General features: G+C 66.3%; 24 protein-coding genes and 1 pseudogene. 15 read left to right on the top strand and 10 right to left on the bottom strand.

Features of this window, described 5'->3' with window-relative positions; genetic code table 11:
* Positions 1-113: 113 nt before the first annotated feature.
* From N2L00_RS02970 to N2L00_RS02960, 3 genes are all read left to right on the top strand, one after another.
* A complete protein-coding gene (locus N2L00_RS02970; protein ID WP_255863801.1) occupies positions 114-3,452 on the top strand; it encodes a DEAD/DEAH box helicase in 3,339 nt (1,112 codons plus the stop codon).
* Between the two features lie 218 nt (positions 3,453-3,670).
* Positions 3,671-3,931 carry a hypothetical protein gene (locus N2L00_RS02965; protein WP_227923117.1) on the top strand — a complete coding sequence of 87 codons (261 nt, stop codon included), beginning with the start codon at positions 3,671-3,673 and terminating at the stop codon, positions 3,929-3,931.
* Positions 3,932-4,041: 110 nt separating this feature from the next.
* Positions 4,042-4,494 carry a MarR family winged helix-turn-helix transcriptional regulator gene (locus N2L00_RS02960; RefSeq protein ID WP_255863800.1) on the top strand — a complete coding sequence of 151 codons (453 nt, stop codon included), beginning with the start codon at positions 4,042-4,044 and terminating at the stop codon, positions 4,492-4,494.
* 34 nt (positions 4,495-4,528) lie between these two features.
* Here the strand turns inward: N2L00_RS02960 and N2L00_RS02955 are convergent, their stop codons facing one another.
* Entirely contained in the window at positions 4,529-5,152 is a 624-nt protein-coding gene (locus N2L00_RS02955; protein ID WP_255863799.1) for a CE1759 family FMN reductase, read from the bottom strand.
* 270 nt (positions 5,153-5,422) lie between these two features.
* Here N2L00_RS02955 and N2L00_RS02950 point away from each other — a divergent pair, with 270 nt between their 5' ends.
* On the top strand, positions 5,423-5,956 hold the full coding sequence (locus N2L00_RS02950; RefSeq protein ID WP_255863798.1) for a hypothetical protein: 534 nt from the start codon (positions 5,423-5,425) through the stop codon (positions 5,954-5,956).
* 83 nt (positions 5,957-6,039) lie between these two features.
* Here the strand turns inward: N2L00_RS02950 and N2L00_RS02945 are convergent, their stop codons facing one another.
* Positions 6,040-7,710, bottom strand: coding sequence for an FAD-binding dehydrogenase (locus N2L00_RS02945; RefSeq protein ID WP_255863797.1), 1,671 nt, complete (start codon positions 7,708-7,710; stop codon positions 6,040-6,042).
* 187 nt (positions 7,711-7,897) lie between these two features.
* Between N2L00_RS02945 and N2L00_RS02940 the strand changes: the two genes are divergently transcribed.
* A complete protein-coding gene (locus N2L00_RS02940) occupies positions 7,898-8,041 on the top strand; it encodes a hypothetical protein (RefSeq protein WP_255863796.1) in 144 nt (47 codons plus the stop codon).
* Positions 8,042-8,164: 123 nt separating this feature from the next.
* Here N2L00_RS02940 and N2L00_RS02935 read toward each other — a convergent pair whose 3' ends face one another.
* The gene (locus N2L00_RS02935; protein ID WP_255766735.1) at positions 8,165-8,401 is read right to left on the bottom strand and encodes a DUF1508 domain-containing protein; all 237 of its coding nucleotides are present in this window, start codon (positions 8,399-8,401) and stop codon (positions 8,165-8,167) included.
* A gap of 127 nt (positions 8,402-8,528) precedes the next feature.
* On the opposite strand from N2L00_RS02935, the pseudogene N2L00_RS02930 reads away from it, so the two are divergent.
* From N2L00_RS02930 to N2L00_RS02920, 3 genes and pseudogenes are all read left to right on the top strand, one after another.
* Positions 8,529-8,942, top strand: a pseudogene (locus tag N2L00_RS02930) (very short patch repair endonuclease); the annotation flags it as partial.
* Between the two features lie 145 nt (positions 8,943-9,087).
* Complete coding sequence (locus N2L00_RS02925; protein ID WP_255863795.1) at positions 9,088-9,780, top strand: HAD family hydrolase; 693 nt, start codon at positions 9,088-9,090, stop codon at positions 9,778-9,780.
* A 13-nt stretch (positions 9,781-9,793) separates the two neighbouring features.
* Complete coding sequence (locus N2L00_RS02920; protein ID WP_255766733.1) at positions 9,794-10,012, top strand: hypothetical protein; 219 nt, start codon at positions 9,794-9,796, stop codon at positions 10,010-10,012.
* Positions 10,013-10,041: 29 nt separating this feature from the next.
* Here N2L00_RS02920 and N2L00_RS02915 read toward each other — a convergent pair whose 3' ends face one another.
* Positions 10,042-12,552: a Tex family protein gene (locus tag N2L00_RS02915; protein WP_255863794.1), complete on the bottom strand. Its 2,511-nt coding sequence runs from the start codon at positions 12,550-12,552 to the stop codon at positions 10,042-10,044.
* Between the two features lie 54 nt (positions 12,553-12,606).
* Positions 12,607-12,900 (bottom strand): DUF503 domain-containing protein, encoded by a 294-nt coding sequence (locus N2L00_RS02910; protein WP_255863793.1) that lies wholly within the window; start codon positions 12,898-12,900, stop codon positions 12,607-12,609.
* A gap of 78 nt (positions 12,901-12,978) precedes the next feature.
* Between N2L00_RS02910 and N2L00_RS02905 the strand changes: the two genes are divergently transcribed.
* The 5 genes from N2L00_RS02905 to N2L00_RS02885 all read left to right on the top strand — a co-directional run bounded on the left by N2L00_RS02905 (position 12,979) and on the right by N2L00_RS02885 (position 17,472).
* Complete coding sequence (locus tag N2L00_RS02905) at positions 12,979-13,467, top strand: DUF2243 domain-containing protein (protein ID WP_255863792.1); 489 nt, start codon at positions 12,979-12,981, stop codon at positions 13,465-13,467.
* Positions 13,460-14,239, top strand: coding sequence for a cytochrome c oxidase assembly protein (locus tag N2L00_RS02900; protein WP_255766729.1), 780 nt, complete (start codon positions 13,460-13,462; stop codon positions 14,237-14,239). Before N2L00_RS02905 ends, N2L00_RS02900 begins: the two co-directional genes overlap by 8 nt.
* A 95-nt stretch (positions 14,240-14,334) precedes the next feature.
* Positions 14,335-15,549 carry a type III polyketide synthase gene (locus tag N2L00_RS02895; RefSeq protein ID WP_255863791.1) on the top strand — a complete coding sequence of 405 codons (1,215 nt, stop codon included), beginning with the start codon at positions 14,335-14,337 and terminating at the stop codon, positions 15,547-15,549.
* On the top strand, positions 15,546-16,277 hold the full coding sequence (locus N2L00_RS02890) for a class I SAM-dependent methyltransferase (protein WP_255863790.1): 732 nt from the start codon (positions 15,546-15,548) through the stop codon (positions 16,275-16,277). The genes N2L00_RS02895 and N2L00_RS02890 overlap by 4 nt, the downstream gene beginning before the upstream one ends.
* Positions 16,267-17,472, top strand: coding sequence for an NAD(P)/FAD-dependent oxidoreductase (locus tag N2L00_RS02885; RefSeq protein ID WP_255863789.1), 1,206 nt, complete (start codon positions 16,267-16,269; stop codon positions 17,470-17,472). The genes N2L00_RS02890 and N2L00_RS02885 overlap by 11 nt, the downstream gene beginning before the upstream one ends.
* A 4-nt stretch (positions 17,473-17,476) precedes the next feature.
* On the opposite strand, the gene N2L00_RS02880 is transcribed toward N2L00_RS02885, so the two are convergent.
* From N2L00_RS02880 to speB, 4 genes are all read right to left on the bottom strand, one after another.
* Positions 17,477-19,186 (bottom strand): MDR family MFS transporter, encoded by a 1,710-nt coding sequence (locus tag N2L00_RS02880; protein ID WP_308219761.1) that lies wholly within the window; start codon positions 19,184-19,186, stop codon positions 17,477-17,479.
* Positions 19,183-19,695: a MarR family winged helix-turn-helix transcriptional regulator gene (locus N2L00_RS02875; RefSeq protein WP_255863788.1), complete on the bottom strand. Its 513-nt coding sequence runs from the start codon at positions 19,693-19,695 to the stop codon at positions 19,183-19,185. Before N2L00_RS02875 ends, N2L00_RS02880 begins: the two co-directional genes overlap by 4 nt.
* 119 nt (positions 19,696-19,814) lie before the next feature.
* Positions 19,815-21,497, bottom strand: coding sequence for a thiamine pyrophosphate-binding protein (locus N2L00_RS02870; protein ID WP_255863787.1), 1,683 nt, complete (start codon positions 21,495-21,497; stop codon positions 19,815-19,817).
* Complete coding sequence (speB, locus tag N2L00_RS02865; protein WP_255766723.1) at positions 21,494-22,462, bottom strand: agmatinase; 969 nt, start codon at positions 22,460-22,462, stop codon at positions 21,494-21,496. The genes N2L00_RS02870 and speB overlap by 4 nt, the downstream gene beginning before the upstream one ends.
* 122 nt (positions 22,463-22,584) lie before the next feature.
* Here speB and N2L00_RS02860 point away from each other — a divergent pair, with 122 nt between their 5' ends.
* Positions 22,585-24,282, top strand: a complete 1,698-nt coding sequence (locus tag N2L00_RS02860; RefSeq protein WP_255863786.1) for an FAD-dependent monooxygenase — start codon at positions 22,585-22,587, stop codon at positions 24,280-24,282.
* A gap of 25 nt (positions 24,283-24,307) precedes the next feature.
* Here the strand turns inward: N2L00_RS02860 and N2L00_RS02855 are convergent, their stop codons facing one another.
* The gene (locus N2L00_RS02855) at positions 24,308-24,883 is read right to left on the bottom strand and encodes a helix-turn-helix domain-containing protein (protein WP_255766721.1); all 576 of its coding nucleotides are present in this window, start codon (positions 24,881-24,883) and stop codon (positions 24,308-24,310) included.
* A gap of 150 nt (positions 24,884-25,033) precedes the next feature.
* On the opposite strand from N2L00_RS02855, the gene N2L00_RS02850 reads away from it, so the two are divergent.
* Positions 25,034-26,566, top strand: coding sequence for a sodium:solute symporter (locus tag N2L00_RS02850; protein WP_255766720.1), 1,533 nt, complete (start codon positions 25,034-25,036; stop codon positions 26,564-26,566).
* Positions 26,567-26,568: the final 2 nt, after the last annotated feature.

The following is a 26,568-nucleotide window of genomic DNA, read 5'->3' as shown; positions in this document are numbered from 1 at the left end:
CGCCATTGTGATCCGCGCTACTAACATCCTAAACAGGGCACCCCGGGGCCTGCCAAATTCCCCGAAGGAACCCGGCGGCGGAAACCGTCAGTACTGCGTGAGACGATAAAACCATGCTCGAAACCCCTCCGCTCGTAGACGTTACCGACGTCATCCGCGTGGTCGGCGGATCGGCGTTTCAGCGGGGCCAGACCTACGCCAAGGGCGGTGCCGTGGAGACCCTGGAGTGGGATGCGCAAGGCGAGGTGCTGCGCGCGTCTGTTCGCGGCAGCGCGTCGGTCCCCTACCGGACCATGCTGCAGCTCGGCGCTAAACGCCAGGGTGATTACCGCCTGCTGGATAACCACTGCAGCTGCCCCCTCGGCTTCGACTGCAAGCATGTTGCCGCGGCAGCGCTGCAGAGCAACACCGAGCATTTGATTTCCCGGCAGGAACTCTCCGCCCCCGCCCTACGGCCATCCGTGCCGGCCTGGCAGCAGTCGCTGCAGACCCTGATCGATGCGGATCTGGCAGACAGCACCAAGCCCACGGAAACCACTCCCCTGGCACTGCAGTTCGAACTGCGGAACTTTGCCGCGGCAGCTGCGCCCCGCTGGGGCGCTCCCGCCCCGCGCAGCCGGCACCGGGCCACCCCCTTCCGGCTGGGGGTGCGTCCCGTGGTGCGAAACTCCAAGGGCAACTGGGTCAAGAACAACCTGGCGTGGAGCAACATCAGCTACCAGACCTACGGACTGCGGCTGGATCCGGACCAGCACCGCTGGTTCTCCCAGTTCCCGGCCCTGCACCGCTCCAACGGGGTGAGCTACTTCGGGCAGAACGACTCCTGGCTGTACCTCGACGACTTCGCCAATCCCCTGCTCTGGCAACTGCTGGATGAAGCGGTGCGGCTGGGCATCCCGTTTGTCGGCACCAAGAAGGACGCCGCCGTCCGCGTCGGGAAACTCGCCACCCTGTCCCTGGATGTCCGGGCCGCCGGCGGGGACACTCCGGCGCCGCTGCAGCTGCTGCCGACGCTCGAAGTGGACGGCTCGCCGGTCCCGCTGGAAGATGCCGGGATTATCGGCAGCCACGGTATTTACCTCCGGTCTCCGCAGAACACCATCACGCTGGCGCCCACGGCCAAGACCCTGACGGAACAGGACAAGGGCCTGCTGCTCCAAGGCGCCCCGGTAATGGTGCCGAAGGCAGACGCCCCGGTATTCCTCGAGAAGTTCTACCCGCGGCTGCGGCAGGTCCTGCCGGTCACCAGCAGCGACGACTCCGTGGAGTTCCCCGAGATCGAGCCGCCCGCGCTGCTCCTCACCGCTGCCTTCGGCCCTGAGGACCAGCTGACCCTGACCTGGAGCTGGGTCTATCAGCACGGCAGTTCCCAGACCCGGCTGCCGCTCACCCGCACACCCCAGAGCGGCAAGGCAGGGACAGCGGACGACGGCGATACCTCCTACCGCGACATCCCCGCCGAAGCTACACTCCTGGCGGCCGCGGGGAAAACCCTGCACGCCGTACCCCGCAACCGGATCCTGCGCGAAATAGAGGCCGCCGAATTCACCGAGCATGTCCTGCCGGAGCTGGAGAAGCTCGACGGGGTGCGGGTGGAGGTCGAGGGAACCCGGCCCGATTACCGGGAGCTGCTCGAGGCGCCGAAGCTGAAGATCACCACCGTGGAAACCGAACGCCGCGACTGGTTCGACCTCGCCGTGATGGTCACGGTGGAGGGCCGGCTGGTGCCGTTCGCGGACATCTTCAAGGCCATAGCGCAGGGCAAAACCAAGCTGCTGCTCGTGGACCGGACCTACCTTTCCCTGGACCGTCCCGAGTTTGAACATCTCCACGCCCTGATCAATGAGGCACAGGGCCTGCAGGAATGGGACACCGGAGAACTGTCCATCAGCCGTTACCAGGCCGGGCTGTGGTCCGAACTGGAGGAACTGGCGGAGGAAACCGAGGAAGCCGTCGCCTGGCGGGAGTCCGTCTCGGCCCTGCTGGATTTGGAGTCCGTGGACCCGGTGCCGCTTCCCGCCGGGCTCCAGGCCAGCCTGCGGCCGTATCAGCAGGACGGCTTCAACTGGCTGGCGTTCCTCTGGGACCATGGCCTGGGCGGGATCCTGGCCGACGATATGGGGCTCGGCAAGACCCTGCAGACCCTCGCCCTGCTTGCCCACGCCCGGGAACGGCAGGCACAGGGAGGATCTGCCGCGGTAGCTCAACCCCGCCGGCCCTTCCTGGTGGTTGCCCCCACCTCGGTGGTTCCCAACTGGGCGTCCGAAGCCGCACGCTTCACACCGGGGCTGAAGGTGGTGACGGTCTCCGACACCAGCGGCAAGTCCCGCGTACCGCTGGCCGAGGTGGTGGCAGGGGCCGACGTCGTCCTCACCTCTTACGCGGTGTTCCGGCTGGACTTCGCCTCCTACCGGAAGCAGGAGTGGGACGGCCTGATTCTCGATGAGGCGCAGTTCGTCAAGAACCGGGTGACCCGGGTGCATCAGTGCGCCCGGGACCTGCCCGCGCCGTTCAAACTGGCCATCACGGGCACCCCGATGGAAAACAACCTGATGGAGCTCTGGGGGTTGTTCGCCATTGTGGCTCCCGGCCTGTTCCCTTCCGCCCGGAAGTTCGCCGACGAATACCAGCGGCCCATTGAACGCGGCGACAGCCCGGAGCTGCTGGCACGGCTGCGCCGGCGCATCCGGCCGCTGCTGATGCGCCGGACCAAGGAAGCCGTGGCCAAGGACCTGCCGGAGAAGCAGGAGCAGATCCTGGAGGTGGAACTGCATCCCAAGCACCGCAAGATTTACGAGACGCATCTGCAGCGCGAACGGCAGAAACTCATGGGCCTGATCCAGGACATGGACCGGAACCGCATGATCGTCTTCCGTTCCCTGACCCTGCTGCGCATGCTCAGCCTGGACGCTTCACTCGTTGAGCCGGAGGAGTACGACGGCGTGCCCTCGGCGAAGCTGGACGTGCTCTTTGAGCAGCTCGAAGACATTACCGCCGAAGGCCACCGGGCACTGATCTTCAGCCAGTTCACGTCCTTCCTGAAAAAGGCCGCCCAGCGCCTGGACGAGCAGGGCATCAAGTACGCCTACCTCGACGGCTCCACCCGCAACCGGGCCGAGGTGATTGCCTCGTTCAAGGACGGCGTTGTTCCGGTGTTCCTGATCAGCCTCAAGGCCGGCGGATTCGGGTTGAACCTGACGGAGGCGGATTACGTCTTCCTGCTGGATCCGTGGTGGAACCCGGCAGCGGAATCCCAGGCGGTGGACCGTACGCACCGGATCGGGCAGAAAAACAACGTCATGGTGTACCGCATGGTGGCCCGCGACACGATCGAGGAAAAGGTCATGGCGCTGAAGGAGCAAAAGGCGAAGCTGTTCTCCTCCGTAATGGACGACGACGCCGTCTTCAGTTCCGCGCTCACCGCCGACGACATCCGGTCGCTGCTCCAGTAGCGGAACTGCGTTGGGACTGCTGCAGTAACGGGCCTGTATCAGCAGCGGATCCCGACGTGAATTCGGCCACCCTGCATCTGGGGACAGCCGCTCAATCCCGCGCCGGCGCCGGGATCAGCCAGATTCTACGGCGCGTGGAACCGATTACCTTGGAAACAGGGCCCGCTTCCGCCGTCGGACGGCGTCGGGCCGAGCAACATGCGTACCAAGGAAAGGCAATGAGCGTCCAGGAATCAACGCTGGTCCGGCCGGTCGAGACTCGCCCCAAGGATGAAGACGATCTGGTGCACATTTTCTGCACCCCCTGCAAGCGGCGGGCACGCAGCCGTGCACGCCGCCCGGTCCCCTACTGCGGCAAACAGATGCCCAACCGTCCGCTGCAGGACGATACCGGCGACCTTCCCGTGTGCGCGGTGTGCCTGGACCTGGCCCGGTCCGCCCCCTGTCCCCGGTGCGGCACCCAAGCCCGCTTCGACTGAGCCGAACCCTGGTGCTTGGTCCGGCGTGGCGTCCAAGCCCGCTTCGACGGTGGCCTACTGCCTGCACCACTGCCATTCCCTGCACGGGGTTTGATTTGTACAGTGGAGTGATGGCGAATCAGGAGCGTCCCATCGGATTCTGGCTCAAGCTCGTCGACCAGCTGGTCGACGACCAATTTGGTGCCAGCTTCGAAGAACATGGCGTGACCCGCCGGCAGTGGCAAATGATGAACCTGCTGGTTGAGGGCCCCGCTACCCAAAAAGAGTTGTCGGACGGCCTGCGCCCCTACTTTCCCGCAGTGGAGACCGGCACCTCCGCGGAGCTTATCGAGGAGCTGCGGGAATCCGGTTGGGTGCTGCTGGAAGACGGCCAGTACCAGCTCACCGACCTTGGCAGCCGAAGCCTGGAGAACCTCCGCGGTGCGGTGGACCGGATTCGGCAGCTGATGACGGACAACATCACCGAAGAGGAATACACCGCCCTGCTTGCCGTCCTGCAGCGGATGGCCGGCAATCTGGGGTGGGACGGCGACGTCGCGTCCGGCCCCCGCGTGGACACGTAGGTTTAGTGGTCCGTAACTGCTGGCGCTTGCGTAACTACTGGCGCTGTGTCTGGGCGAGCAGTTCCTCGAAGGGCAGCGACTGCGCCGGATCCCGGCGCTTCTGCACCGGTGCATCCCCCAGCAGCGCCACCAGTTCTCCGGCAGCACGGCGAACCCGCTGGTCCAAAGTGCCCGTACCGGTTTCACCCGTCCCCCAGTCCCCCGGTGCGGCGTAGACAGCGGTGGGGGCCACCCGCGCACGGAGGTAGCTGAACATCGGCCGCAGGCAGTAGTCCAGGACCATGGAGTGCCGGGCACTGCCGCCGGTGGCACCAAGCAGTACCGGTTTCCCGTCCAGTGCGGTGTTGTCGATGACATCGAAGAAGGACTTAAACAGTCCGCTCATAGACGCGGTGAAGACCGGCGTGACCGCCACCAGGGCATCAGCGGCAATCAGTTCATTAATCGCCGCGTCCAGCCGCGGCGCCGCGTAACCCGTCACCATGTTGTTGGCAATGTCCACGGCGTATTCACGCAGTTCGAAGGTGCTGACGCTGGCGCTCAGCCCAAGTCCCTCAATCTCAGCCTTGGCTGCGGAGGCCAGGGCGTCGGCAAGCATCCGGGACGAGGACGGGACACCCAGTCCGCCCGAAACCACGACAATCCTGCGATCCACCATGTTCGACTCCTCTTCATGCGTTTGCATGTTCATCTCAACTGCGGCGGGGACGGCATTATTCCGGTGCGGAAACCGAAGCGGATGCAGCGCTGGAGCCGGCGGTTCCCGGGTAATCCTTCCGGCGGACCCTGGCATGGGTGCATCCGGATAAAGACACGGTGAATCTCCCCCGGAGTGGGGAGGCGCAGATGGGGAGATCTTGGCTACGCTGGGCCGAAACGACCGTTTGTCATTTCCACAAACCGTAGCCCAAAGCACCTAAGGGGAAAAATGAGTACGCCTTCGAACTACAACTACAACGCCTTCAGCGGGGGACAACCTGCTGCCACTCCTGCCGCGCCGCAGCGTCCGGCTGCAGTGGAGCGTGGTTTTTGGCTCCTGATCGCTTCTGCCGTTGTCAGCCTCATTGCCGGAATCCTTTCCATTGTCACCTTGATGTCGGATGAGGGCCGCAGCGAACTTGCCCGGGTCAGCGGGCTCAGCGCCGCTGAAGCGGACACGGCAGTAACCATCGGGATTGTTACCGGCGTCGTGATCGGCGTGATCAGTGTTGCGGTCAGCGTCCTGTTCGCCGTGTTTGCACGGAAGGGCCACAACTGGGCACGCATCGTCGTCACCGTGTTCGCCGGGCTTTCCCTCTTCGGCCTGATCGGAATCAACGGCTCCCTCGAAGGTATCCTCAGCCTTGTTTCCATCCTGCTGGTCGTTGCCGGCGTGGTGATGCTCTTTACCGCCCCGGCCAGTGCCTACTTCAACCAGATGAAGCAGTACCGCCAGGCGAAGTCCCTGGGCTACGCCGGCTAGGCCGCTACACCGCAAAACCGTTTCTCCGCTGGCCGGGCCACCTCCAAGGTGTCCCGGCCAGCGGCCTTTGGCGGACCCGTTGCCTAGCCGGCCGCAGCCCGGCCGGCAGCTCGTCCGCTGAACAGGCACCCGCCGAGGAACGTCCCTTCCAGCGAGCGGTACCCGTGCATTCCGCCGCCGCCGAACCCGGCGGCCTCCCCGGCTGCGAAGAGGCCGGGAACCGGTGTGCCGTCGTCGGCCAGGACCCGGGACTGCAGGTCCGTTTCCAGCCCGCCGAGGGTCTTGCGGGTCAGTACGGACAAGCGCACGGCGATCAGCGGTCCGGCCTTCGGATCCAGGATGCGGTGCGGTGCGGCGGTGCGGATCAGCCTGTCCCCCAGATAGGTGCGTGCCCCGCGGATGGCGGTCACCTGCGAATCCTTCGTGAACGGGTTGCGGATTTCCCGGTCCCTGGATTCCAGTTCATGCCGCACCGATTCCGCCGACAGTTCCGGCGCGTCGCCATGCACGGACGAGCCTTTGGCCAGCAGGTTCATGCCGGCAACGAGCTCCTCGACCGAATTGGCGGTAATGAAATCCTCGCCGTGGTCCAGGAACGCCTGGACGGGGGCAGGCACTCCGGCCGTGGCCCGTTTCAGGACGTCCCGGACTGATTTTCCGGTGAGGTCCGGATTCTGTTCGGAACCGGAAAGCGCAAATTCCTTGCGGATGATCGCCTTGTTCAGAATGAACCAGCTGTAGTCGGAGCCGCTGCGGCGCAGGTGCTCCAGGGTCCCAAGGGTGTCGAAACCCGGAAACAACGGCACCGGCAGGCGGTTTCCGGCCGCATCCAGCCACAGCGAGGACGGACCGGGCAGGATGCGGATTCCGTGGTTCTTCCAGACCGGGTCCCAGTTCCGGATTCCTTCCACGTAATGCCACATGCGGTCCGGGTTGATCACCCGCCCGCCGGCAGCCTGGGCAATTCCGATGCCCCGCCCATCCACATGCTCGGGCACCCCGCTGAGCATGTTCGCGGGCGCAGGTCCCATTCTCCGGGGCCACGCTGCCCGGACGGCGTCATGGTCTCCGCCGATGCCTCCGGTGGTTATCACCACGGCGGAGGCACTGAATTCGAAGTCCCCGACTACGGTACGGCTGGAAGCGGTGCCGCGAGGCGCCGTCGTCGGCTCCAGGACGCTGCCGCGCACGCCGGTCACGGCTCCCCCGGTCAGGACCAGGTCATCGAGGCGATGGCGGAAGGCGAAACGCACCAGCCCGCGTTCGACGCCGTCGCGCACCTTGGCCTCGAAAGGCGCGGTGATCCCCGGCCCCGTGCCCCAGGTGATGTGGAAGCGCGGAACGGAGTTCCCTGGTCCGTTGGCGCCGTATCCGCCGCGCTCGGCCCAGCCCACCACCGGGAAGATCCGGTGCCCCATCTGCTGCAGCCAGGCCCGCTTCTCCCCTGCAGCGAAATGCACGTACGCTTCGGCCCACTTCCGCGGCCAATGGTCCTCCTCGCGGTCAAAACCCGCGGTGCCCAGCCAGTCCTGCCAGGCAAGCTCCACGGAGTCCTTCACCCGGAGCCTGCGCTGTTCAGGCGAATCCACCAGGAAAAGCCCGCCAAAGGACCACCACGCCTGGCCGCCCAGCCCCTGGGATCCCTCCTGCTCAAGCAGGATCACCGAGCGTCCGGCGTCCACGAGTTCGGCTGTGGCTACCAGGCCGGCGAGCCCGGCTCCAACAACAATGACGTCCGCGTCTTTTGGCTGCATCCGGCTCACGCTACCGGCGACGACGGGTACTGGCCAGCAGCTTGGTGCAGGCGTGTCCGCAGCCGCCCCTCGAGGCCGAGTGTGTCCCTAAGGGGTTCTAGGTTCGGGCAGAGGTTTCTAGACTGGAGGTAGGGCCGCTAGAGCCGGCGGATGCCGGTGTCGGCTGGACATGAATCGGAGAAACCGCATGAGCGAACAGAGCGCCAACAAGGAAAAGGACTCCAACCGGACGCATTCGCAGGAGCCGTCCGAAGGTGAGACCAACGAGCAGGAAAACGAGCAGCGCGAGCACACCCAGGAGCCGGCCGAAGGTGGCGAAGACCAGGGCTGAGTAGGGCAGATCCGCCCGGGGCTGGAGCATGCGCCCGGCAGTAAGGAAGCGCTGCGACAACGGAACAGGCCTCCGGTTCCCGGTTAGGGAGCCGAAGGCCTGGTTTGTATGTTCGTCTTCTCGTCAGCTGGCTGCTGCCTTGGGGGCCGAGTTCTTGGCTTCGCCCAGCACATCCGAATCCCGGCTCTGGTCGACTACAGGACCTGTTCCTGCAATCTCCCGCAGCTGCGCGATCCCGGCCGCTGCTTCCCGCTTGGTTTCAAAAGTGGTGGATACTGCCATCAGCGTTCCGTCGCCGGCAATGAGCTTAATGCGGAAACTTCCCTCGTGGGCGTCCACCAGCTTGAAGTAGCCCGACATCACTTACCTCCTTGTAAGGGGTCTATCAGTGCCTTCAATACTAAGTCACCTTATGAGTTTGCGGATCCCCCGCCGCAAGAATCGAGTAGTGCGAAATGCAATTGTGATCTGTTCCTAGACTGGATCCATGGCCGATACCGTCAGTCCGGAGCAGCGCAGCCGCAACATGTCGCGCATCCGGGGCAAGAACACCAAACCTGAACTCCTGATCCGCGGCATCCTCCACGCCGCGGGTTACCGGTTCCGGTTGCACGGCTCCTTCGGTAAGTCCAGCCTTCCGGGCAAGCCTGACCTGGTTTTCGCCGGGCGCAGGAAAGTCCTCTTCGTCAACGGTTGCTTCTGGCACTTCCACTCCTGCCGGGCCGGGCAGCACGCTCCAAAGACCAATAGCGAGTTCTGGGCCGCGAAACGCAAACGCACCGTCGAGCGGGATGCGGCGGCCCAGGAACGGCTGGCGGCCGGAGGTTGGGACGTCCTGGTGGTCTGGGAATGCGAACTTCGGGACCGCAGCATCCTCGAAGAACAACTGCGAACCTTCCTGGGCCCGCCCGGACAGGTTCGCGCGACGCCGGCAGCCACCGGTGCCAACGGGTCGACGTCGGCGGAGGCGTCGTCGGCGGCGGCACGGCCACTAGACTTCGAACCAGACGAACCAGACAGGCTCCAAGGAAACTGAGGCACACACCATGAGTAATTTGGACAACGACAAGCGCGGCGTTCTTTTCGACGTAGACGGAACCCTGGTGGATTCAAACTATCTGCACGCCGTCGCGTGGTGGCAGGCCTTCCGCCGGATGGAACATGACGTTCCGATGTCCGCCATCCACCGCGCCATCGGCATGGGCGGCGACAAGCTCGTGGAGCACCTGCTGGGCGAAGACCGCAACAAGGACGAGGATGAGCAGCTTGATGCCACACACGGTGCCATCTTCTCCACCTGGTGGCCCTCGCTTCGGTCTTTCGACGGCGCCAGCGAACTCCTGAAGGCCTGCTCGAAGAAAGACCTCACCGTGGTCCTGGCATCCTCCGCTTCCGGAGCCGAACTCGAGTACCTGCGCACCGTCATCGACGCCGACTCCGCGATCACCGATGCCACCAGCTCCGCAGACGCCGAAGCCAGCAAACCCTCCCCGGACATCCTCGAAGCTGCCCTGGAGGCCGGTGGCCTGGAAGCCGCGAACACCGTGTTCGTGGGCGATTCGGTGTGGGACGTCAAGGCAGCCGGGAAGCTCTCCATTCCCACCATCGGCCTGACCTGCGGCGGCACGAGCGAAGCCGAACTGCGCGAGGCAGGCGCCCGCGAAGTCTACGAAAATCCGCGGGCACTTCTTGCTGCCCTGGACACCAGCCTGCTGGGCGAACTCCTCGCCCAGGGCTAACCGAGAGGACATTGTGACTACTGAACCCACCGGCCCCGCAAACGACGCCGAGGACCCGCTCGGTCCCAGCGCCCCGCAGCCCGGCCCCACCGGCGAACCCCGGAGACCAGGCAGCGCCTCGCATTCGGCCGGCAACATCCGCGACGATCAGGGAACTTCACCCGCCGGCGCGGTCCCTGCCGCACAGGACAAGGCCGACGAAGCAGCCGAGGCTGAGGGTCCCGCAGAGTAACCAGCAGGCTGCAAGAGGCGACGGTCGGGCTATTTCAGCAGCCCGGCCGCCCGAAGCGCATCCGCCATGGCCCCGGTGGGCGCGCTGGCCTTCGGCGAGCTGGTTTTCGGGGCGCTGGCCTTCGGGATGCCGGCGGCACCTTGAGCCTTGGCCTGGTTGGACCTGCCCGGATTGGTCCTCCCCGTGCCGGGTTTCTCGGCCCTGGACCTGGCGGTGCCCGGCTGGGTAATGCCGGGCTTCGCGCTGCCCGGCTTGGTGCTGCTCGGCTTGGTGCCCTCGGCTTTGCGGCTTCCCTGCGGAGGGCGTCCGGACCGCCCGCCGGGCTCCGCGGCGTCGTCGTCAAGCCGCAGCGTCAGCGAAATCCGTTTCCGCTCCGGGTCCGCCTCCATCACCTTGACCTTCACCACCTGTCCGGACCGGACCACCTCCCGTGGGTCCGAAATGAAGGTGTGCGACATCGCGGAGATGTGGACCAGCCCGTCCTGGTGGACTCCCACGTCCACGAAGGCGCCGAAGGCAGCCACGTTGGTGACCACGCCGTCGAGGACCATTCCCGGACGCAGGTCCGAGATCTTCTCGATTCCCTCCGAGAAGCTGGCTGTTTCAAAAGCGGGCCGCGGGTCCCGCCCCGGCTTCCGCAGCTCGGCGATGATGTCCAAAACGGTCGGAAGGCCTACCTGGTCATCCACGAACGCTGCGGGGTCCACACCCTCCAGGGCCGCTCCCGACGCGCTCATGGTCGCCCCGGCCGCAGCCAGGACCTTCCGGGCAATCGGGTAGGACTCCGGGTGGACGCTGGTCCCGTCCAGCGGTTCCTTTCCGCCGCTGACGCGCAGGAACCCGGCACACTGTTCAAAGGCCTTCGCCCCGAGCCGAGGCACCTTCATCAGGTCCTGCCGGCGGGCAAACGGCCCGTTCGCATTGCGGTAAGCCACGATGTTTTCGCTGAGCAGCGGACCGACGCCGGCCACCCGGGTCAGCAGCGACGGGGAGGCTGTGTTCACGTCCACCCCCACGGCGTTCACGCAGTCCTCAATCACCGCATCCAGCGAACGCTCCAGCTTCGCCGGCGTCACGTCGTGCTGGTACTGGCCCACCCCGATGGACTTCGGATCGATCTTCACCAGTTCCGCCAACGGATCCTGCAGCCGCCGGGCAATCGAGACGGCGCCGCGCAGGGACACATCCATGCCGGGCAGCTCGGCCGAGGCAAGGGCGGACGCTGAGTACACGGACGCACCGGCCTCGGACACCACCAGCTTGCCCAGCGACCCGCCCGGGACCAGCTTCATCAACTCGGCAGCGAGCTTATCCGTTTCCCTGGAAGCGGTGCCGTTGCCGATGGCAATCAGTTCCACCCCGTGCTGCTTCACCAGACCGGCCAGCGTGGCCAGGGCGTCATCCCAGCGGCGCACAGGCGCATGGGGATAGACCGTATCGGTGGCAACCACCTTGCCGGTGCCGTCCACCACGGCAACCTTCACGCCGGTACGCAGCCCGGGATCGAGTCCCAGAGTGGTCCGGTTTCCGGCGGGTGCGGCCAGCAGCACATCCCGCAGGTTGGCCGCAAATACCCGCACCGCCTCGGTTTCCGCCTCCGTAAAGAGGCGGACACGCAGATCCACCGAGAGCTTGGCGAGGATCCGCCGCCAGGCCAGCTGCACGGTGGTCATCAGCCACGGGTCAGCGGGACGCCCGCGGTCCGCCACCCCCAGACGGGCCGCCACGGAGCGTTCGTATCGGGCGCGGGCCGCAGCCAGGACTTCGGCATCGGCCGGATCCCCCTCCGTCAGGGCCAGTTCCAGCATGCCTTCCTTCTCGCCGCGGAACAGGGCGAGGACGCGGTGTGACGGCATCCCGGAGGGAGACTGGGAAAAGTCGTAGTAGTCGGTGAATTTCCGCCCTTCGGCTTCCTTGCCGGGACGCACCTGCGAGCGCATCCGGCCCTGGCGCCAGAGCTTCTCGCGCTGTTCGGTCAACAGGTCCGCGTCCTGGGAAACCCGTTCGATCAGGATGGCGCGTGCCCCGGCGAGCGCCTCGGCCGCATCCGGGATCCCCTCGCGCACGTACCGCGCGGCCTCAGCGTCCGGGGAACGCCGGGGATCGGCCAGCAGCGCTTCCGCCAGCGGTTCCAGTCCCGCTTCCCTGGCTATCTGGGCCTTGGTCCGCCGCTTGCTGCGGTAGGGAAGGTAGATGTCTTCCAGGCGGGACTTGGTCTCGGCGCCGACGACGGCCTCCCGCAGTTCGTCCGTCAGCTTCCCCTGGGCAGCGATGGCCTCGAGGATGGCCCGCCGCCGGTCCTCCAGTTCGCGCAGGTACCGCAGCCGCTCGTCCAGGTCCCGCAGCTGGGCGTCATCCAGCGTGCCGGTGGCCTCCTTGCGGTACCGGGCGATGAACGGAACCGTGGCGCCGCCGTCGAGCAGGCCCACCGCCGCCCGGACCTGCCAGGGCGCTACCCCCAGCTCGGCGGCCAGTTGGGCAATCACCTGCTCATCGGTGGATCCGGAAACATTGACTGGTTCTACGGTGCTAAGACTCACCCGGCCAATTGTTCCCCATTTATCCGGCGGATGGGCGGATGCGGAGCGCGGTGGCTAGTCCTGCTCGGTGAACAATTGACGCCGGGCGCTCAGCAACTCCACTTCCGGCCGGCCCGCCACCAGCCGTTCCGCGGCATCCAGCACATCCACCACGTGGGCACGGTCCGCCGCCACAATGCCCACGCCTATCCCTGACCGGCGGTGCAGGTCCAGGGAGCTGACCTCTGCGGCGGAGACATCGAATTTGCGCCGCAGTTCCGCAAGGATGGGACGGACGACCGACCGTTTCCCCTTGAGGGAATGCACGTCCCCCAGCAACAGGTCCAGCTCCAGCGCCCCTATCCACATGGCTCCCATCCTTGCCGCAGACGCCGTGCATGTCACGCACCCCTGCGGCCGGCGCCGTGCCGGTGTTATGTTCGAATCATGAGTTCTCCCCTCCGCGAGCGCCGCTCTCCGCGGCGGCGCAACCTGGTTTCCGGCTTGCTTTTCGGGATCGGACTGGCTGCCTTCGTCGACGAAGTGATCTTCCACCAGCTCCTGCAGTGGCATCATTTCTACGACCGCTCCACTACGTCTGCGGGGCTGTTTTCGGACGGGCTGTTCCATGCCTTCGGCTGGTTCGCCGTTGTAGCCGGCCTCTTCCTGTTCGCCGATCTGCGCCGGTGGCATGAGGCTCTCCTGCAGCGGTGGACCGGCGGCGTCCTGCTGGGTGCCGGCATGTTCCAGCTCTACGACGGCACGGTGCAGCACAAGCTCATGGGGCTTCACCAGATTCGCTACGAGGTGGATCTGCTTGTGTACGACACGGTTTGGAACGTCATCGCAGTGCTGTTGATCATTGCCGGCGCGTTCCTTACCTACCGCACCCGCGCTGCCGTCCCGCGGGAATCGACAGCCTCAGCCGATGCATAACCACGGCAGCGGCTTTCCCGTAGAGTCGCTGTTCTTCATTCCCGCCGTAGTTGCCCTGGTTGTCTACTGGGCGGGCGCGCGTTCGCCGCGCTCCGGCCGCTGGCCCTGGTACCGGACGGTTTTCTTCACGCTGGGTGTGGCGGCCGTGCTGGTTACGGTCCTGAACCCGTTGGCGGAACTGGCGCATCGGGATTTCGCTGTACTGAGCTTTTCGCATCTCCTGGCCGGGATGCTCTCGCCCCTGCTGCTGGTGCTCTCCCGGCCGTTCACCCTGGCACTACGCACCCTCGATGTTTTTCCGGCCCGCCGGCTCTCCCGGGTGCTGCGCAGCCGGTTCGCCCGGTTCCTGTCCTTCCCGGTCACCGCCGCGCTGCTCAACACCGGCGGCATGATCCTGATGTTCCGCACCGGGCTGCTGCAGGCAATGCAGGAGTCGATGCCGGTGCACTGGCTGGTGACCTTCCACCTGCTGGCTGCCGGCTACCTGTTCACGGCTTCCATCGTGGGACGGGATCCCTCCCCGCACCGGGCCGGTTATCGGCTGCGGGCAATCGTCCTGGTGCTTTCCATCGCTGCGCACAATATCCTCGCCAAGGGCATCTACGCCGACCCGCCTCCCGGGATCCCTGCCACGGCCGCGGAACACGGGGCGCTGGTGATGTACTACGGCGGTGGAATCCTCGAACTGGTGCTGATCGTGCTGTTGTGCCGCCAGTGGTACGCGTCAGCGCGGCCACGCGGCAAGGTCGCGTCCGCCGTCCACCCTCAGTAGCGTGAACTCCTCAAGCCGCGAAACCAGTAGCCGGGGCTGATCGTTCAGTAACCCCAACCATTGTGCAGAGCATCACCATCCCTTAACAATGGACTATGACGGTTACCCTCAGGTCCCTGGAAACTGCGATCCCGCCCACTGTCCTGGTGCAGTCCGAAGTCCGCGACGCATTCGCAGCCCAGCCCGGCCTGACCCGGCTGGGTGAGCGGCTGGTGCGTACCTGCTTCGATTCGGCGGCCATCGACACCCGCCGTACGGCGCTGGCGGAACTCTCGCTCACCGACACCTCGGAAAATCCCAAGTTCTACGATGCCCGCAGCGGCCTGCTGCTGCGGCCCAGCACCAAGACCAGGAATGACATCTTCGCGGTGGAGGCCACGAAACTCTTCATCGAAGCCGCCTCCAAGGCACTGGACGCCTGTGCCGGTATCGCCCCGTCGGATATCACCCACGTCGTCACCGTGTCCTGCACGGGCTTCTTCAACCCCGGCCCGGATTACAAGGTGACCCGGGCGCTGGGGTTGAATCCGTCCGTGCAGCGCTACCACCTGGGCTTTATGGGCTGCTACGGAGCCTTCCCGGCCATGCGCGCCGCCAAATCCTTCTGCGAGTCGGATCCCGACGCCGTGGTGCTGGTGGTCAGTGCGGAGCTGTGCTCCCTGCACGTCCGCACGTCGAATGACCCGGACGCCATCATGGGGTCCTCACTCTTCGCCGACGGTGCAGCAGCGGCCATCATCACCGCCCGCGAAGACCTTCCGGACTCGGGACCGGCCATCCAGCTGGACCACTTCGAAACCATCCTGACCCCGGTGGGTGAGGAGGCCATGGCCTGGAACATCGGCGACGAAGGCTTCGAGATGGTGCTGGGCACCTACGTCCCGCACATCATCGACGACCACATTGTCGGCGCCCTGGAACCCCTGCTGGCGCACGACGCATCGGTCAGCGCCCGGCCCTACCGGGAGATCGGGCACTGGGCCATCCATCCCGGCGGCCGCAGCATCCTGGATAAAGTCGAGGCGAAACTCGAACTGAGCGAACAGCAGCTGGTGCCGGCCCGGGAGACCCTGCGCACCGTGGGCAACATGAGCAGCGCCACCGTACTGTTCGTGCTCAAGTACATCCTCGAACAGCCCTTCAGCGGCGGCAACGAACGGATCTGCTCCATGGCCTTCGGCCCGGGCCTCACCGTGGAGACCGGATTGTTCACCCGGGTCGGCGGACCGGTGCAGCCTTCGGCAGCGGTGTCTGCGGAACTGGCAGAGCCGGCGGGGGCAGTGCCGGCGGAGGTCCCCGCCGCAGTATGATCACTGTTTTTCCCTCCCTGGCCACCCGGGCAGTAGACGCGGTGGAGGAAATGGACCGGCCCGACGCCGATCTGCAGCGCCTCGAGCGAACCTACGCCCAGTTCTGGCTGGTCAACGCGGTGGTCTCGGGGTGGCGGCGCAACTATGTCCGGTACCTTCGTCCGATCTTCGCGGCAAAAGGCGGTGGCACGCTGCTGGACATCGGCTCCGGCGGAGGGGACGTTCCCCGCTGTATTGCGCGCTGGGCGCGCAGGGACGGGTTGGCCGTGGAAATCACCGCCATCGACCCGGATCCGAGGGCGCACGCGTTCGCCTCCGCGCTGCCGCCGTTGCCGGGATTGTCCTTCCGCCAGGCGTACAGCAGTGAACTGGTTGCGGAAGGGCGTTCCTACGACGTCGTGATTTCCAACCACATGCTCCACCATCTGGCACCGGCGGAACTGCAGGCGCTGCTGGCGGACTCGAGGCGGCTGGGCCGCAGGCTCTGCCTGCACAGCGACATTGAGCGCAGCCGCTGGGCCTACGCCCTGTTCTCCCTCGGAACCTTGCCGTTTTTCCCCGGCTCATTCATCCGGGCCGACGGGCTGACCTCCATCCGCCGCAGTTTCACCGCGGCGGAGATCGCCGAGGTGACGCCCCTGGGCTGGCAGAGCCTGCAGCAGCGGCCGTGGCAGAACCTGCTGCTTCATTCACCGCACTCCCGGGGAGCTGACCACCGTGCGGGTTGACCTGCCGTCCCTCGCCGCGGAAGAAGCCGCCTCGTCCGTTCCCCGGAGCGTTCCCCGCCGCTCTTCCGAAGTGGTTGTGGTGGGCGGCGGGCCGGTGGGCATGTATCTGGCCGTCCTGCTGCTCCAGGAGGGGGTGTCCGTCCAAGTATTGGAACAACGGCTGAACCGCAGCAGGCATTCGCGGGCCATCGGGGTGCATCCTCCGGCCCTGGCGTCACTGGCACAGGCAGGCATCGCCGACACCATGACGCGGGAAGGGATCCGGATCACGCAGGGGGAAGCCCGCAGCGCCGGGCGGACCGTGGCCCGGCTGGACTTCGCCGCGGCGTCGGCCCGGTACCCCTTTGTGCTGACCCTGCCGCAGGTGAGAACCGAGCAGCTGCTGGAGGAACGCCTCCGAGCCCTCGACCCGGGAGCACTGGTCCGCGGCGCCCTGGTTGAGACCTTCAGTGACAACGGCGCCGCCGTCCGGGTGCACGGGATCCACGGTGAAGAACCCTTCACCACCCAGGCGTGCCTCCTCGTGGCGGCCGACGGCGCCCGGTCACCGGTCCGGTCCGCACTGGGCAGCGGCTGGGCTTCGCGCGAACTGCCGGACACCTATCTGATGGGCGACTTCCCGGACGGCACCGGTGACGGGACGCTGGCCGTGCTGTATCTCGAGCCGGACGGGATCGTGGAGTCTTTTCCACTGCCCGGCGGCCTGCGCCGCTGGGTGGTCCATACCGACGCACTGCAGCAGGATCCCACCGCCTCCGGTCTCGCGGAGCTGGTGCGGCAGCGGACCGGGCACCGCCTGGAGGTGGCCGGAAACTCCATGCTGAGTGCTTTCGGCGTACAGATCGGCCGGGCGCGCCGGTTGGTTTCCGGACGCACGGTCCTGATCGGGGACGCGGCACACCAGATCAGCCCGATCGGCGGACAGGGGATGAATCTGGGCTGGCTGGACGCCGCTGCCGTTGCGCCGATCATCGCGGCATCCCTGCAGGGTAAACCGGTGGGCAGGGAACTGCGGGAGTTCGAACGACGGCGCCGCCGGGACGCCGTCGTCGCCTCCGCCCAGGCACAGATGAACATGGTGCTGGGCCGGCCGCTGCCTGCGGGGGTGATGGCCCTGCGCAACGCCGGGCTGGAACGGATGTTCCAGGTCCCGGCGCTGGGCGGGGCCGTTGCACGGCGTTTCACCATGCAGTAGGTGCTTACGGCGCGGTGGTGCCGGCCTTTTCCGTGCCGTCGGCGGTCCGCGGTGCGGACTCCCGGCTGCCGGCATCCGGCACGGTAGCCGGTTCGACGGCGGACATGGCACCGGTGTGCAGCATCTCCGCACCGCCGGCCAGGCCCGGTTCGACCGGGTTGGAGGAGGTGGGCTTGATGTCGAGGGTCCGGCGCAGGGCCTTCTCCTTGATGAACAGCACCGCAACCAGCGCGATGATAGCCACCGCGGCGGCGATCTTGAAGATATCCGCCGTGCCCTCCGCATACGCGATCCGGAAGAACATCTGGACCTCTGGCGGGAGCCCACCCAGGTCCAGCGTGGCGGTGGTGCCGCCGCCGTCGGTCGGCATGCCGGCCTTGTCCAGTTCCTCTGTGACTCGCCGGCTGACGGAGCTGGAAAGGACCGCGCCCAGTACCGAGACGCCGATGGCGCCGCCCACGGTGCGGAAGAAGGCAACGGACGCGCTGGCGGAGCCGACGTCGGTGACCTTGACCGTGTTCTGCACGGCCAGCACCAGGTTCTGCATCAGCAGGCCCATGCCCACACCGAGGACGAAGATGAACAGGCTGACGAGGATCATGTCGGTTTCATGGTTGATGAAGCCGGCCAGCGCCGTCCCGAGGATCACCAGGACCGTGCCGATGATCAGGAACCGCTTCCACTTGCCGAAGCGGGTGATCAGCATGCCGGACCCTACGGACCCGAGGAGGTTGCCGGCAATCATCGGCAGCATCAGCAATCCGGCCTCGGTGGGCGTGAAGCCGCGTGCCAGCTGGAAGTACTGGCCCAGGAACGTGGTGGAACCGAACATGGCGATACCTACCGCAACCGAGGCGATGATGGCCAGGGCGGTGGTCCGCTGGCTGATGATCTTCAGCGGAATGATCGGCTCGGCGACCTTGGACTCCACCAGCACCAGCAGGGCCAGCAGGATGACGGATCCGCCCACCATGGCGGCCGTTTCCCATGACCACCATTCGTAGTAGTCGGGCTTGCCGGCGAAAGAGACCCAGATCAGGAGCAGGGAGACGCCTGCGGTGAGCAGGATCGAGCCGAGCCAGTCGATCTTGGCGGGACGGCGTACATGCTGCAGGTGCAGCGTGACCTGCAGCAGGAAGAGGGCGACGACGGCGAGCGGAACACAGAGGAAGAAGGTCCAGCGCCAGCCGAGCGGGCTGTCCACGATGAAGCCGCCCAGCAGCGGGCCGCCGGCGGTGGCCACTGCCATCACGGCGCCCATGTAACCGGAGTACCTGCCGCGTTCCCGCGGCGGAATGATGGAACCGATGATTGCCTGGGCCAGTGCCGTCAGGCCGCCCATGCCCAGGCCCTGGATGACGCGTGCGGTCAACAGCAGGTCCATGGAATGGGAGAAGCCTGCGAGGACGGACCCCGCAACGAAGATGACGATGCTCAGCTGCACCAGCAGCTTCTTGTTGAACAGGTCCGCAAGCTTGCCCCAGATCGGGGTGCTTACGGCGTTGGCCAGCAGGGCGGCCGTGACCACCCAGGCGAAGTCGGTCTGCGTTCCGTGCAGGTCGGCCATGATGGTGGGCAGCGCATTGGCCACGATGGTGGTGCTCAGCATTGCCGTGAACAGCGCGGCCAGCAGGCCGGTAAGGGCCTGCAGGATCTGTCGGTGGCTCATGTCACCGGGGACGTGTTTCTTCCGGGCGGTCTTGGAATCGGTCACTTAGTTGTTAGCTCCTGCGGATCGGATACGGGGGTTTCCAGCGTCGGCCCGGCGGCTCCGGGCGCTCGGCGGATGGAGGTGAAGAGCGCTTCTGAGAGCGCTCCAAGGGTGTCGGACGCGAGCTGCGCCTGGTCCTCGGACCAGGCGGCAAGGGCTTCCTGCAGCAGGACGGCCCGGGCCTTGAGTGCTTCGCGGAGGACTGACTCCCCCAGCTCGGTCAGGCTGATCAGGTAGGCGCGGCGGTCCTGCGGATGCGGGCGACGCCGGACGTAACCGAGTTCTTCCAGTTCTGCGACGTGGCGGCTGAGTCCGGCAGGGCCGACACCGAGTTTTGCGGCAAGCTCGGTCGCCCGCAGCTCGCCGTCTTCGCCGATCATCCGCATGACGCCCTGCAGCGCCACGCCGGGTCCGCCGATGTCGGCGCTGTGCTGGGTCACGCACCGCAACGTACGTTGCAGGGCGAAGATCTTCCGGATCAGGTCATCCGCCGTTTCCTGTTGCATGGGCATGGGGATGGGTCTCCGGGAGGTTGGTACTGATAGTTGACCTAGGCAACTATACGCGGAAATTTGCCTAGGTCAACTAACTAACCGGGCCCCCCGCTCCCCGGATCCGGCGGCCTGCAGGACTAGGCCAGGTGGGTGGGAGCAAAGAGTCCTATCCGCGCTTCAACCACAACTACGTTGGGGCCTTCTCCGGCAAAGGCCTCTTCCAAGGCCGTCCGGATGTCCGCGGGAGCGCAGCGGCGGGCCGGAACGCCGAAGGATTCCGCAAGCTTCACGAAATCCGGGCGTGCCAGTTCCGTAGCCGTGGCCTTGCCGAACGCATCCTCCATGTATTCGCGCAGGATGCCGTAGCCGCCGTCGTCGACAATCAGCCAGGTGACGGGAAGGTTATGCTGCCGGGCCGTGGCCAGTTCGGAAATGGAATACATGGCCGAACCGTCGCCGGACACGGCAAGCACCCGCTCCCCCAGGCCCACAGCACCGCCGATTGCGCCCGGGTAGCCGTAGCCCAATCCGCCGGCACCCTGGGCGGAGTGGAACTGGCCGGACTTCGCATCCCAGCAGCTCCAGGCCCAGTAGGCGGAAATGGTCATGTCCCAGTAGGTCTGCATGTCATCGGGGACAGCGGCGCGGATGTCCGCCATGAAGCGGCGTTCCAGGTCGAGGCCCTGGGTATCCAGCCGGGCCTGCACCCGGGCCAGGGCGCCGGCCACCAGCTCCTCGGCGCTTTGTCCGTGCCAGTCGGGAACGTGTTCCGCGGCCGGAAGGGCGGCATCCAGCGAGTCCAGGGCCTGCCGGGCGTCGGCGCGGATACCCAGCGCCGGCCGGTTGGACTCCAGGACCCGGGGTTCGGCGTCGATCTGGATGATCCGGCCGCGGGGTGCCATGGTGAAGTAATTGGACGTCACTTCGCCGAGCGAGGAGCCGATGACCACCAGTACGTCGGCGTCCTCGAGCACCTCCGTCATATGCCGGTCCTCCATCCAGGACTGCAGGGAGAGCGGATGGTTCCAGGGGAAGGCTCCGTTGCCGCCGGGGGTGCAGATCACCGGGGCATGCAGCTTCTGGGCAATGGAAAGCAGTGCAGCCTCGGCACCGCTGCGGCGCACTCCGCCGCCGGCGATGACGGCGGGCCGGCGGGCGTCGGAGAGCCAGCGCACGGCTTCCTTGACCAGTTCACTGCGCGGGGGGTTGTCAAACGGTTCCGCCAACGCGTCTTCCACGGCAGGCACCATGACCGGGTTGAGCAGCACGTTCTGCGGGATCTCGATCCATACCGGCCCCGCCGGGGAGGAGATGGCTTCCGTCCAGGCGTCCTGGATGGCGGACGGGATGCCGGATGCATGCTGGATCAGCCGCTGGCTCTTGGTGACGTTGGCTGCGGAGGCCTTCTGGTCATCGAGTTGGTGCAGCATTCCCCGGCGCCGGGCTCCGAGCCCGTCAATGGGGATCTGGCTGGCCACCACGATCATCGGCACTCCCGTGGCATAGGCCTCCTGCAGCCCGGCCAGCGAGGTCAGGGCGCCGGGACCGGTGGACAGGAACAGCACCCCCACCTGTCCGGTGGCCCGGGAGAAACCGTCGGCCGCAAATGCGGAGTTGTTTTCCACCCGGGAAGAGATGAATTCCAGCCGCGAGCGGGAGAGGGCGTCGAACAGTCCCAGGGCATGCTGGCCGGGGATCCCGAATACCTTGCTGGCACCGAGGGCTTCAAGGGTTTCCACCACCAGGTCGCCGCCGTTGCGGACGGGTCCGGCTCCGGGGACGGCCTCGCCTGGACCCGGGACAGTGGAATCGGCGCTCATGCGGACAGTCCCATCAAGGTGATCAGGTCGTAGGCCACGTGTGAGGCGGCCACGGCGGTGATGTCCGCATGGTCGTAGGCAGGGGCGACTTCGACGACGTCGGCGCCCACCAGGTTCAGTCCGCGCAGCCCGCGCAGGATCTCCAGCAGTTCGCGGCTGGTGATGCCGCCGGCCTCGGGGGTGCCGGTCCCCGGGGCGTGGGCCGGGTCCAGGACGTCGATGTCCACTGATACATACAACGGACGGTTGCCGATCCGGTCCCGCAGCTTTGCCACAACCTCATCCACGCCCTGGCGGTAGACATCGGAGGAGGTCAGGATGCCGAAGCCGAAGCGGCGGTCATCCTCAAGGTCCTTCTTGCCGTACAGCGGCCCTCGGGTGCCCACATGGGAAATGGCCTCGGTGTCCAGGATGCCTTCCTCGACGGCGCGGCGGAACGGGGTGCCGTGCGTGTACTCGGCGCCGAAATAGGTGTCCCAGGTGTCCAGGTGTGCGTCGAAGTGCAGCATGGCCACCGGAGAACCGGCACGCTCAGCGGCGGCGCGCAGCAGCGGCAGGGCGATGGTGTGGTCTCCGCCCAGGGTCAAGAGCTTGGTGCCATGCTCCGTGAGGTCCAGGGCGTTCTGCTGGACCGTCTCGATGGCTTCATTGATATTGAAGGGGTTCACGGCCATATCGCCGGCATCGGCCACCTGCAGGTTTTCGAACGGGGAGGCATCCAGGGCCGGGTTATACGGACGCAGCAGCCGGCTGGCCTCGCGGACATGGTTGCCGCCGAACCGGGCGCCGGGCCGGTAGGAAACCCCGCTGTCGAAGGGCACTCCCACCACCGCGACCTCGGCCTGCTCCACCTGGTCCAGGCGGGGCAGCCGGGCGAAGGTGGCAGCCCCTGCATAGCGCGGGACCTGCGCCGCGTCCACGGGTCCGATGCGGCCGTTCGCGTTCACACGGGGAAGGTTGTCCATAGGTAGTCTCCGGTTCCGGGATGGGCGTCGTCGCCCGGTGTGCTGGGTTACCTGAGGGTAACCAAAAGTTTACCCAAAAGCTAAAGTGGAACTGCGGTTGGGGTCAAGACTAGGCTGAGGACATGGCGGCTCACGATAACAGCGAAGACCCTAACTACGACGTCGATGTCCTGATTGTGGGCGCCGGGCCTACGGGCCTTGCACTGGCCGCCCAGCTGGCCGCTTTCGGCGCCAGTTTCCGCATCATTGACCGGCGCCAGGCCCCGGGAACCGAATCGCGGGCCATTGCCATCCAGCCGCGCACCTTGGAAGCACTGCGGCCCTTCGGCGTCAGCGGCGAGCTGGTTGCCGCCGGACGCCCCGCCCGCGAACTGCACCTCCACCTGCCGGAGGAAACGCTGGAAGTGGACCTGTTCGACACGGGGCTGGAGGATTCAGCGTTCCAGCAGTTGCTGTTCCTGCCCCAGACGGAAACCGAGCGCATCCTGACCCAGCACCTGCTTTCCCGCCGGGTACGCATTGAGCGCGGCGCGGAGCTCCAGGACCTGGAACGCCTGGACCCCGAGGACCCGTTTGCCGGCATGGAAGCCAAGATCCAGCGGATGGACCGCGGCATCGAGCGCATCCGTGCCCGTTACGTGGTTGGCGCCGACGGTGCCGGGAGCACGGTCCGCGCCAAGGCAGGCATGGACTGGCGCGGCGGAGCCTACCCGGACACCTTCATCCTGGCCGACGTCGAAATTGACGGCGCGGAACAGGATGCAGTGCATTCCTACCCCACCGAGGACGGGTTCCTCTTCCTGTTCCCGCTCGGCGGATCCGCCACATGGCGGATGATCGCAATCAAGCCGCCGCATCGCCCTGCCACCCTTGAAACAATGCAGGAGCTGGCCGATACCTTTACGCATGGCGCCCTGCATGTGCGGGATCCGAAGTGGATCAGCACCTTCCGCCTTTCGCACCAGATGGCCGAGTACTTCCAGCAGGGTTCGGTGTTCCTGGCCGGTGACGCCGCCCACGTCCACTCCCCCGTTGCCGCCCAGGGTATGAATACCGGCATCCAGGATGCACTGAACCTGGGCTGGAAACTCGCCCTCGGCGCCCGCGGGCTCGCCAGCGATGAACTGATTGACAGCTATCACGCCGAGCGCCGGCCCGTGGGCCAGGAAGTCATGTCCACGACGGACCGGATCTTCAAGCTCGCCACCAGCCGCAACGGCCTCAAGAAGCTGCCCCGCACCAAGCTCCTGCCCGCGCTGGCCCCGAAGGCCATGGGCTGGGACGGGCTCCGCTCGCGGCTCTTCCGGACGATGGCCCAGTTGAACATCAACTACCGCGGCAGCAGCATGGTCGACGCCGGAGATTCCCGCCGGCCGGCGCTCCTGGCCCGCGGCGTCCGCCCCGGCGACCGCCTGCCCGACGCCGACGTCATCCACCAGGACCGGGAACGGCGCCTGCAGGATCTCGTGGCCACGCCCGGCTTCTCCATCCTCCTCAGCGGACCCGGCTGGCCGCAGGACGCACCGCACCAGCTCCGGGCGGCACTGCCCCAACTGGCCGGACTGCTGAATATCCAGCAGCTGACCGTCGGCAGCAGCCTCATTGCGAATTCTCCCGGCATCATCAAGGACGTCAGCGGCCTGGCCTTCCACCGCCTGGGCCTGAGCTCGCGCCGGCCTGAACTGCTGGTCATCCGCCCCGACGGCTATGTCGGCTACCGGTCCTCCGGCCGGGACATCACCGGCGCGGTGGAGTACCTGCAGCGCTTGACCGGTGAATCCGTGGCCGAGCCTGCGGCCGGCGAAACCCTGTCAGCCTAGGCACCGCTGCGCCTGGCTCCGCGGCCTAGGCGCCGCCCGGGCTGACGAGGGTCCAGAGCACAATCGTTTCCTCGTCGGACGGGTTGTGCCATGAGTGCGGCTCCCGGCCGGGGAAGGTGACCGTGTCACCGGTCATAAGTTCGATCCGCTCGTTGCCCAGGATGAGTTCGAAGCTGCCCTTGGCAACGTGCAGCACCTCCACTTCGCAGTCCACCGAATAAAGATCCGCTTCTCCGGACCCGCCGGGGGCAATCACGGAGCGGACCATTTGGACGCGCCGTTCCGTCCGGGCTGTGACCAGCCGTTCCACGATTCCCTCGCCGCCCAGGCTGATACGTGGGGCATCCGCCAGGCGCGTCACATTGGTTTCCGGTGCGGCAAAGAGGTCGCCGATGGAAATGGAAAGCACCTGGCACAGGGTCAGCAGGGACGCCACTGACGGAGAAGTCAGGTCCCGCTCCACCCGGCTGAGGAAACCCTTGGTGAGGCCGGTGGCTTCAGCCACCTGCTCAATGGTCAAATGCCGGGCCTGGCGTGCGGAGCGGATCCGCACCCCAATCGCCACCGGAGCGTTGGTCGGTTCTACGGGCAAGGCCTTCATGCTTATGAGCATACCGAGGGAAACATACACGTAATGCGATGGTATTGCGGGGCGGCTAAATTGACGGCGTGACTGAAAGCACACTAACTTCAGTAAACACTTGTTGCCTGCCAGGCAATTCGACGCCGGTTTCCTAGCTCGAGGACTGCAATGGAATACATCAACGGGACCATCGTGGTCCTTTACCTGCTGGCAATGTTGGGTTTCGGATGGTGGGGCAAGTCCCGCACGAAGAACGTGAGCGACTATCTGGTGGCCGGCCGCCGGCTGGGGCCGCTCTTTTACACCGGCACCATGGCCGCCGTCGTCCTCGGCGGCGCCTCCACGGTCGGCGGGGTGGGGCTTGGTTACAAGTACGGCATCTCCGGCATGTGGCTGGTGGTCGCCATCGGCACCGGAGTCCTGCTCCTCAGCCTGCTCTTCGCCTCCACCTTGCAGAAGCTGCGGATCTACACGGTGTCGCAGATGCTGTCCCTGCGTTACGGGACCGAATCCACGAAGGTCTCCTCGATCGTGATGCTGGCCTACACGCTGATGCTCTGCGCCACCTCCACCGGCGCCTATGCCACCATTTTCGTGGTCCTCTTCGGCTTTGAGCGGTGGCTCGCCATTGCGGTGGGCGGCGCCGTCGTCCTCGTCTACTCCACCATCGGCGGAATGTGGTCCATCACGCTCGCCGACATGGCGCAGTTCGTCATCAAGACCATCGGCGTCTTCGCCCTGATGCTGCCCTTTACGCTCTCCGCCGCCGGGGGCCTTGACGGCATCCGGGAGCGGGCGGGAGCGGAATTCTTCAGCATCACCGGTATCGGCGCTCAGAGCATTATTACCTATTTCGTGGTCTACACGCTGGGCCTCCTGATCGGCCAGGATATCTGGCAGCGGGTCTTCACGGCACGCACCCCGCTTGTGGCCCGCTGGGGCGGCACCGCGGCCGGGATCTACTGCATCCTCTACGGCGTGGCAGGGGCACTGATCGGCATGGGCGCCAGCGTCGCTCTTTCCGCGGTGGAGTCCCAGGATGACGTCTACGCCGATGTCGCCATGAACCTGCTGCCCGTCGGCCTCGGCGGACTCGTCCTGGCCGCTGCGGTTGCCGCCATGATGTCCACGGCCTCGGGGGCGCTGATTGCTGCGGCCACCGTCGCGCGGACCGACGTCGTCCCCTTCGTCCGCGGATGGTTCCGCCGGGGTTCCGACAGTTCCACCGCCCGGAGCACCGCCACCAACCCGGAGACCGGGGACGACGCCGGCGAAGACATCGCCTCCAACCGCTACTGGGTACTCGGGCTGGGCGTCGTCGCGATCATCGTGGCCATAGTGGTCCAGGACGTGGTCGCTGCACTGACGATTGCGTACGACATTCTGGTGGGTGGACTGCTGGTCAGCATCCTGGGCGGACTGGTGTGGAAGCGCGGCACCGGACTGGGTGCCGCCGTGTCCATGGCTGTCGGAACCGTGGTGACCCTGGGAACCATGATCTATCTTGAGATCCGGGGGGCTGCCCCGTACGACGGCGTGTACGCCAATGAACCGATCTACTTCGGGCTCGCTGCGTCGGCCGTTGCCTACTGCGTGGTTTCGCTGCTCTCCCGGCCCACGGACCCCGAGGTCCGTGCCGCCTGGGACAAGCGGGTGGCCGGCACCTCCACCGCCGAGGCGGAAGAAGTGCCAGCCGTCTAAGC

The organism is Arthrobacter sp. zg-Y1171 (assembly GCF_025244845.1).
In the GTDB taxonomy this organism is placed as follows: domain Bacteria; phylum Actinomycetota; class Actinomycetes; order Actinomycetales; family Micrococcaceae; genus Arthrobacter_B.
Note: the sequence above shows the minus strand (reverse complement) of the source record. Positions and strands in the feature narration are given on the sequence as shown.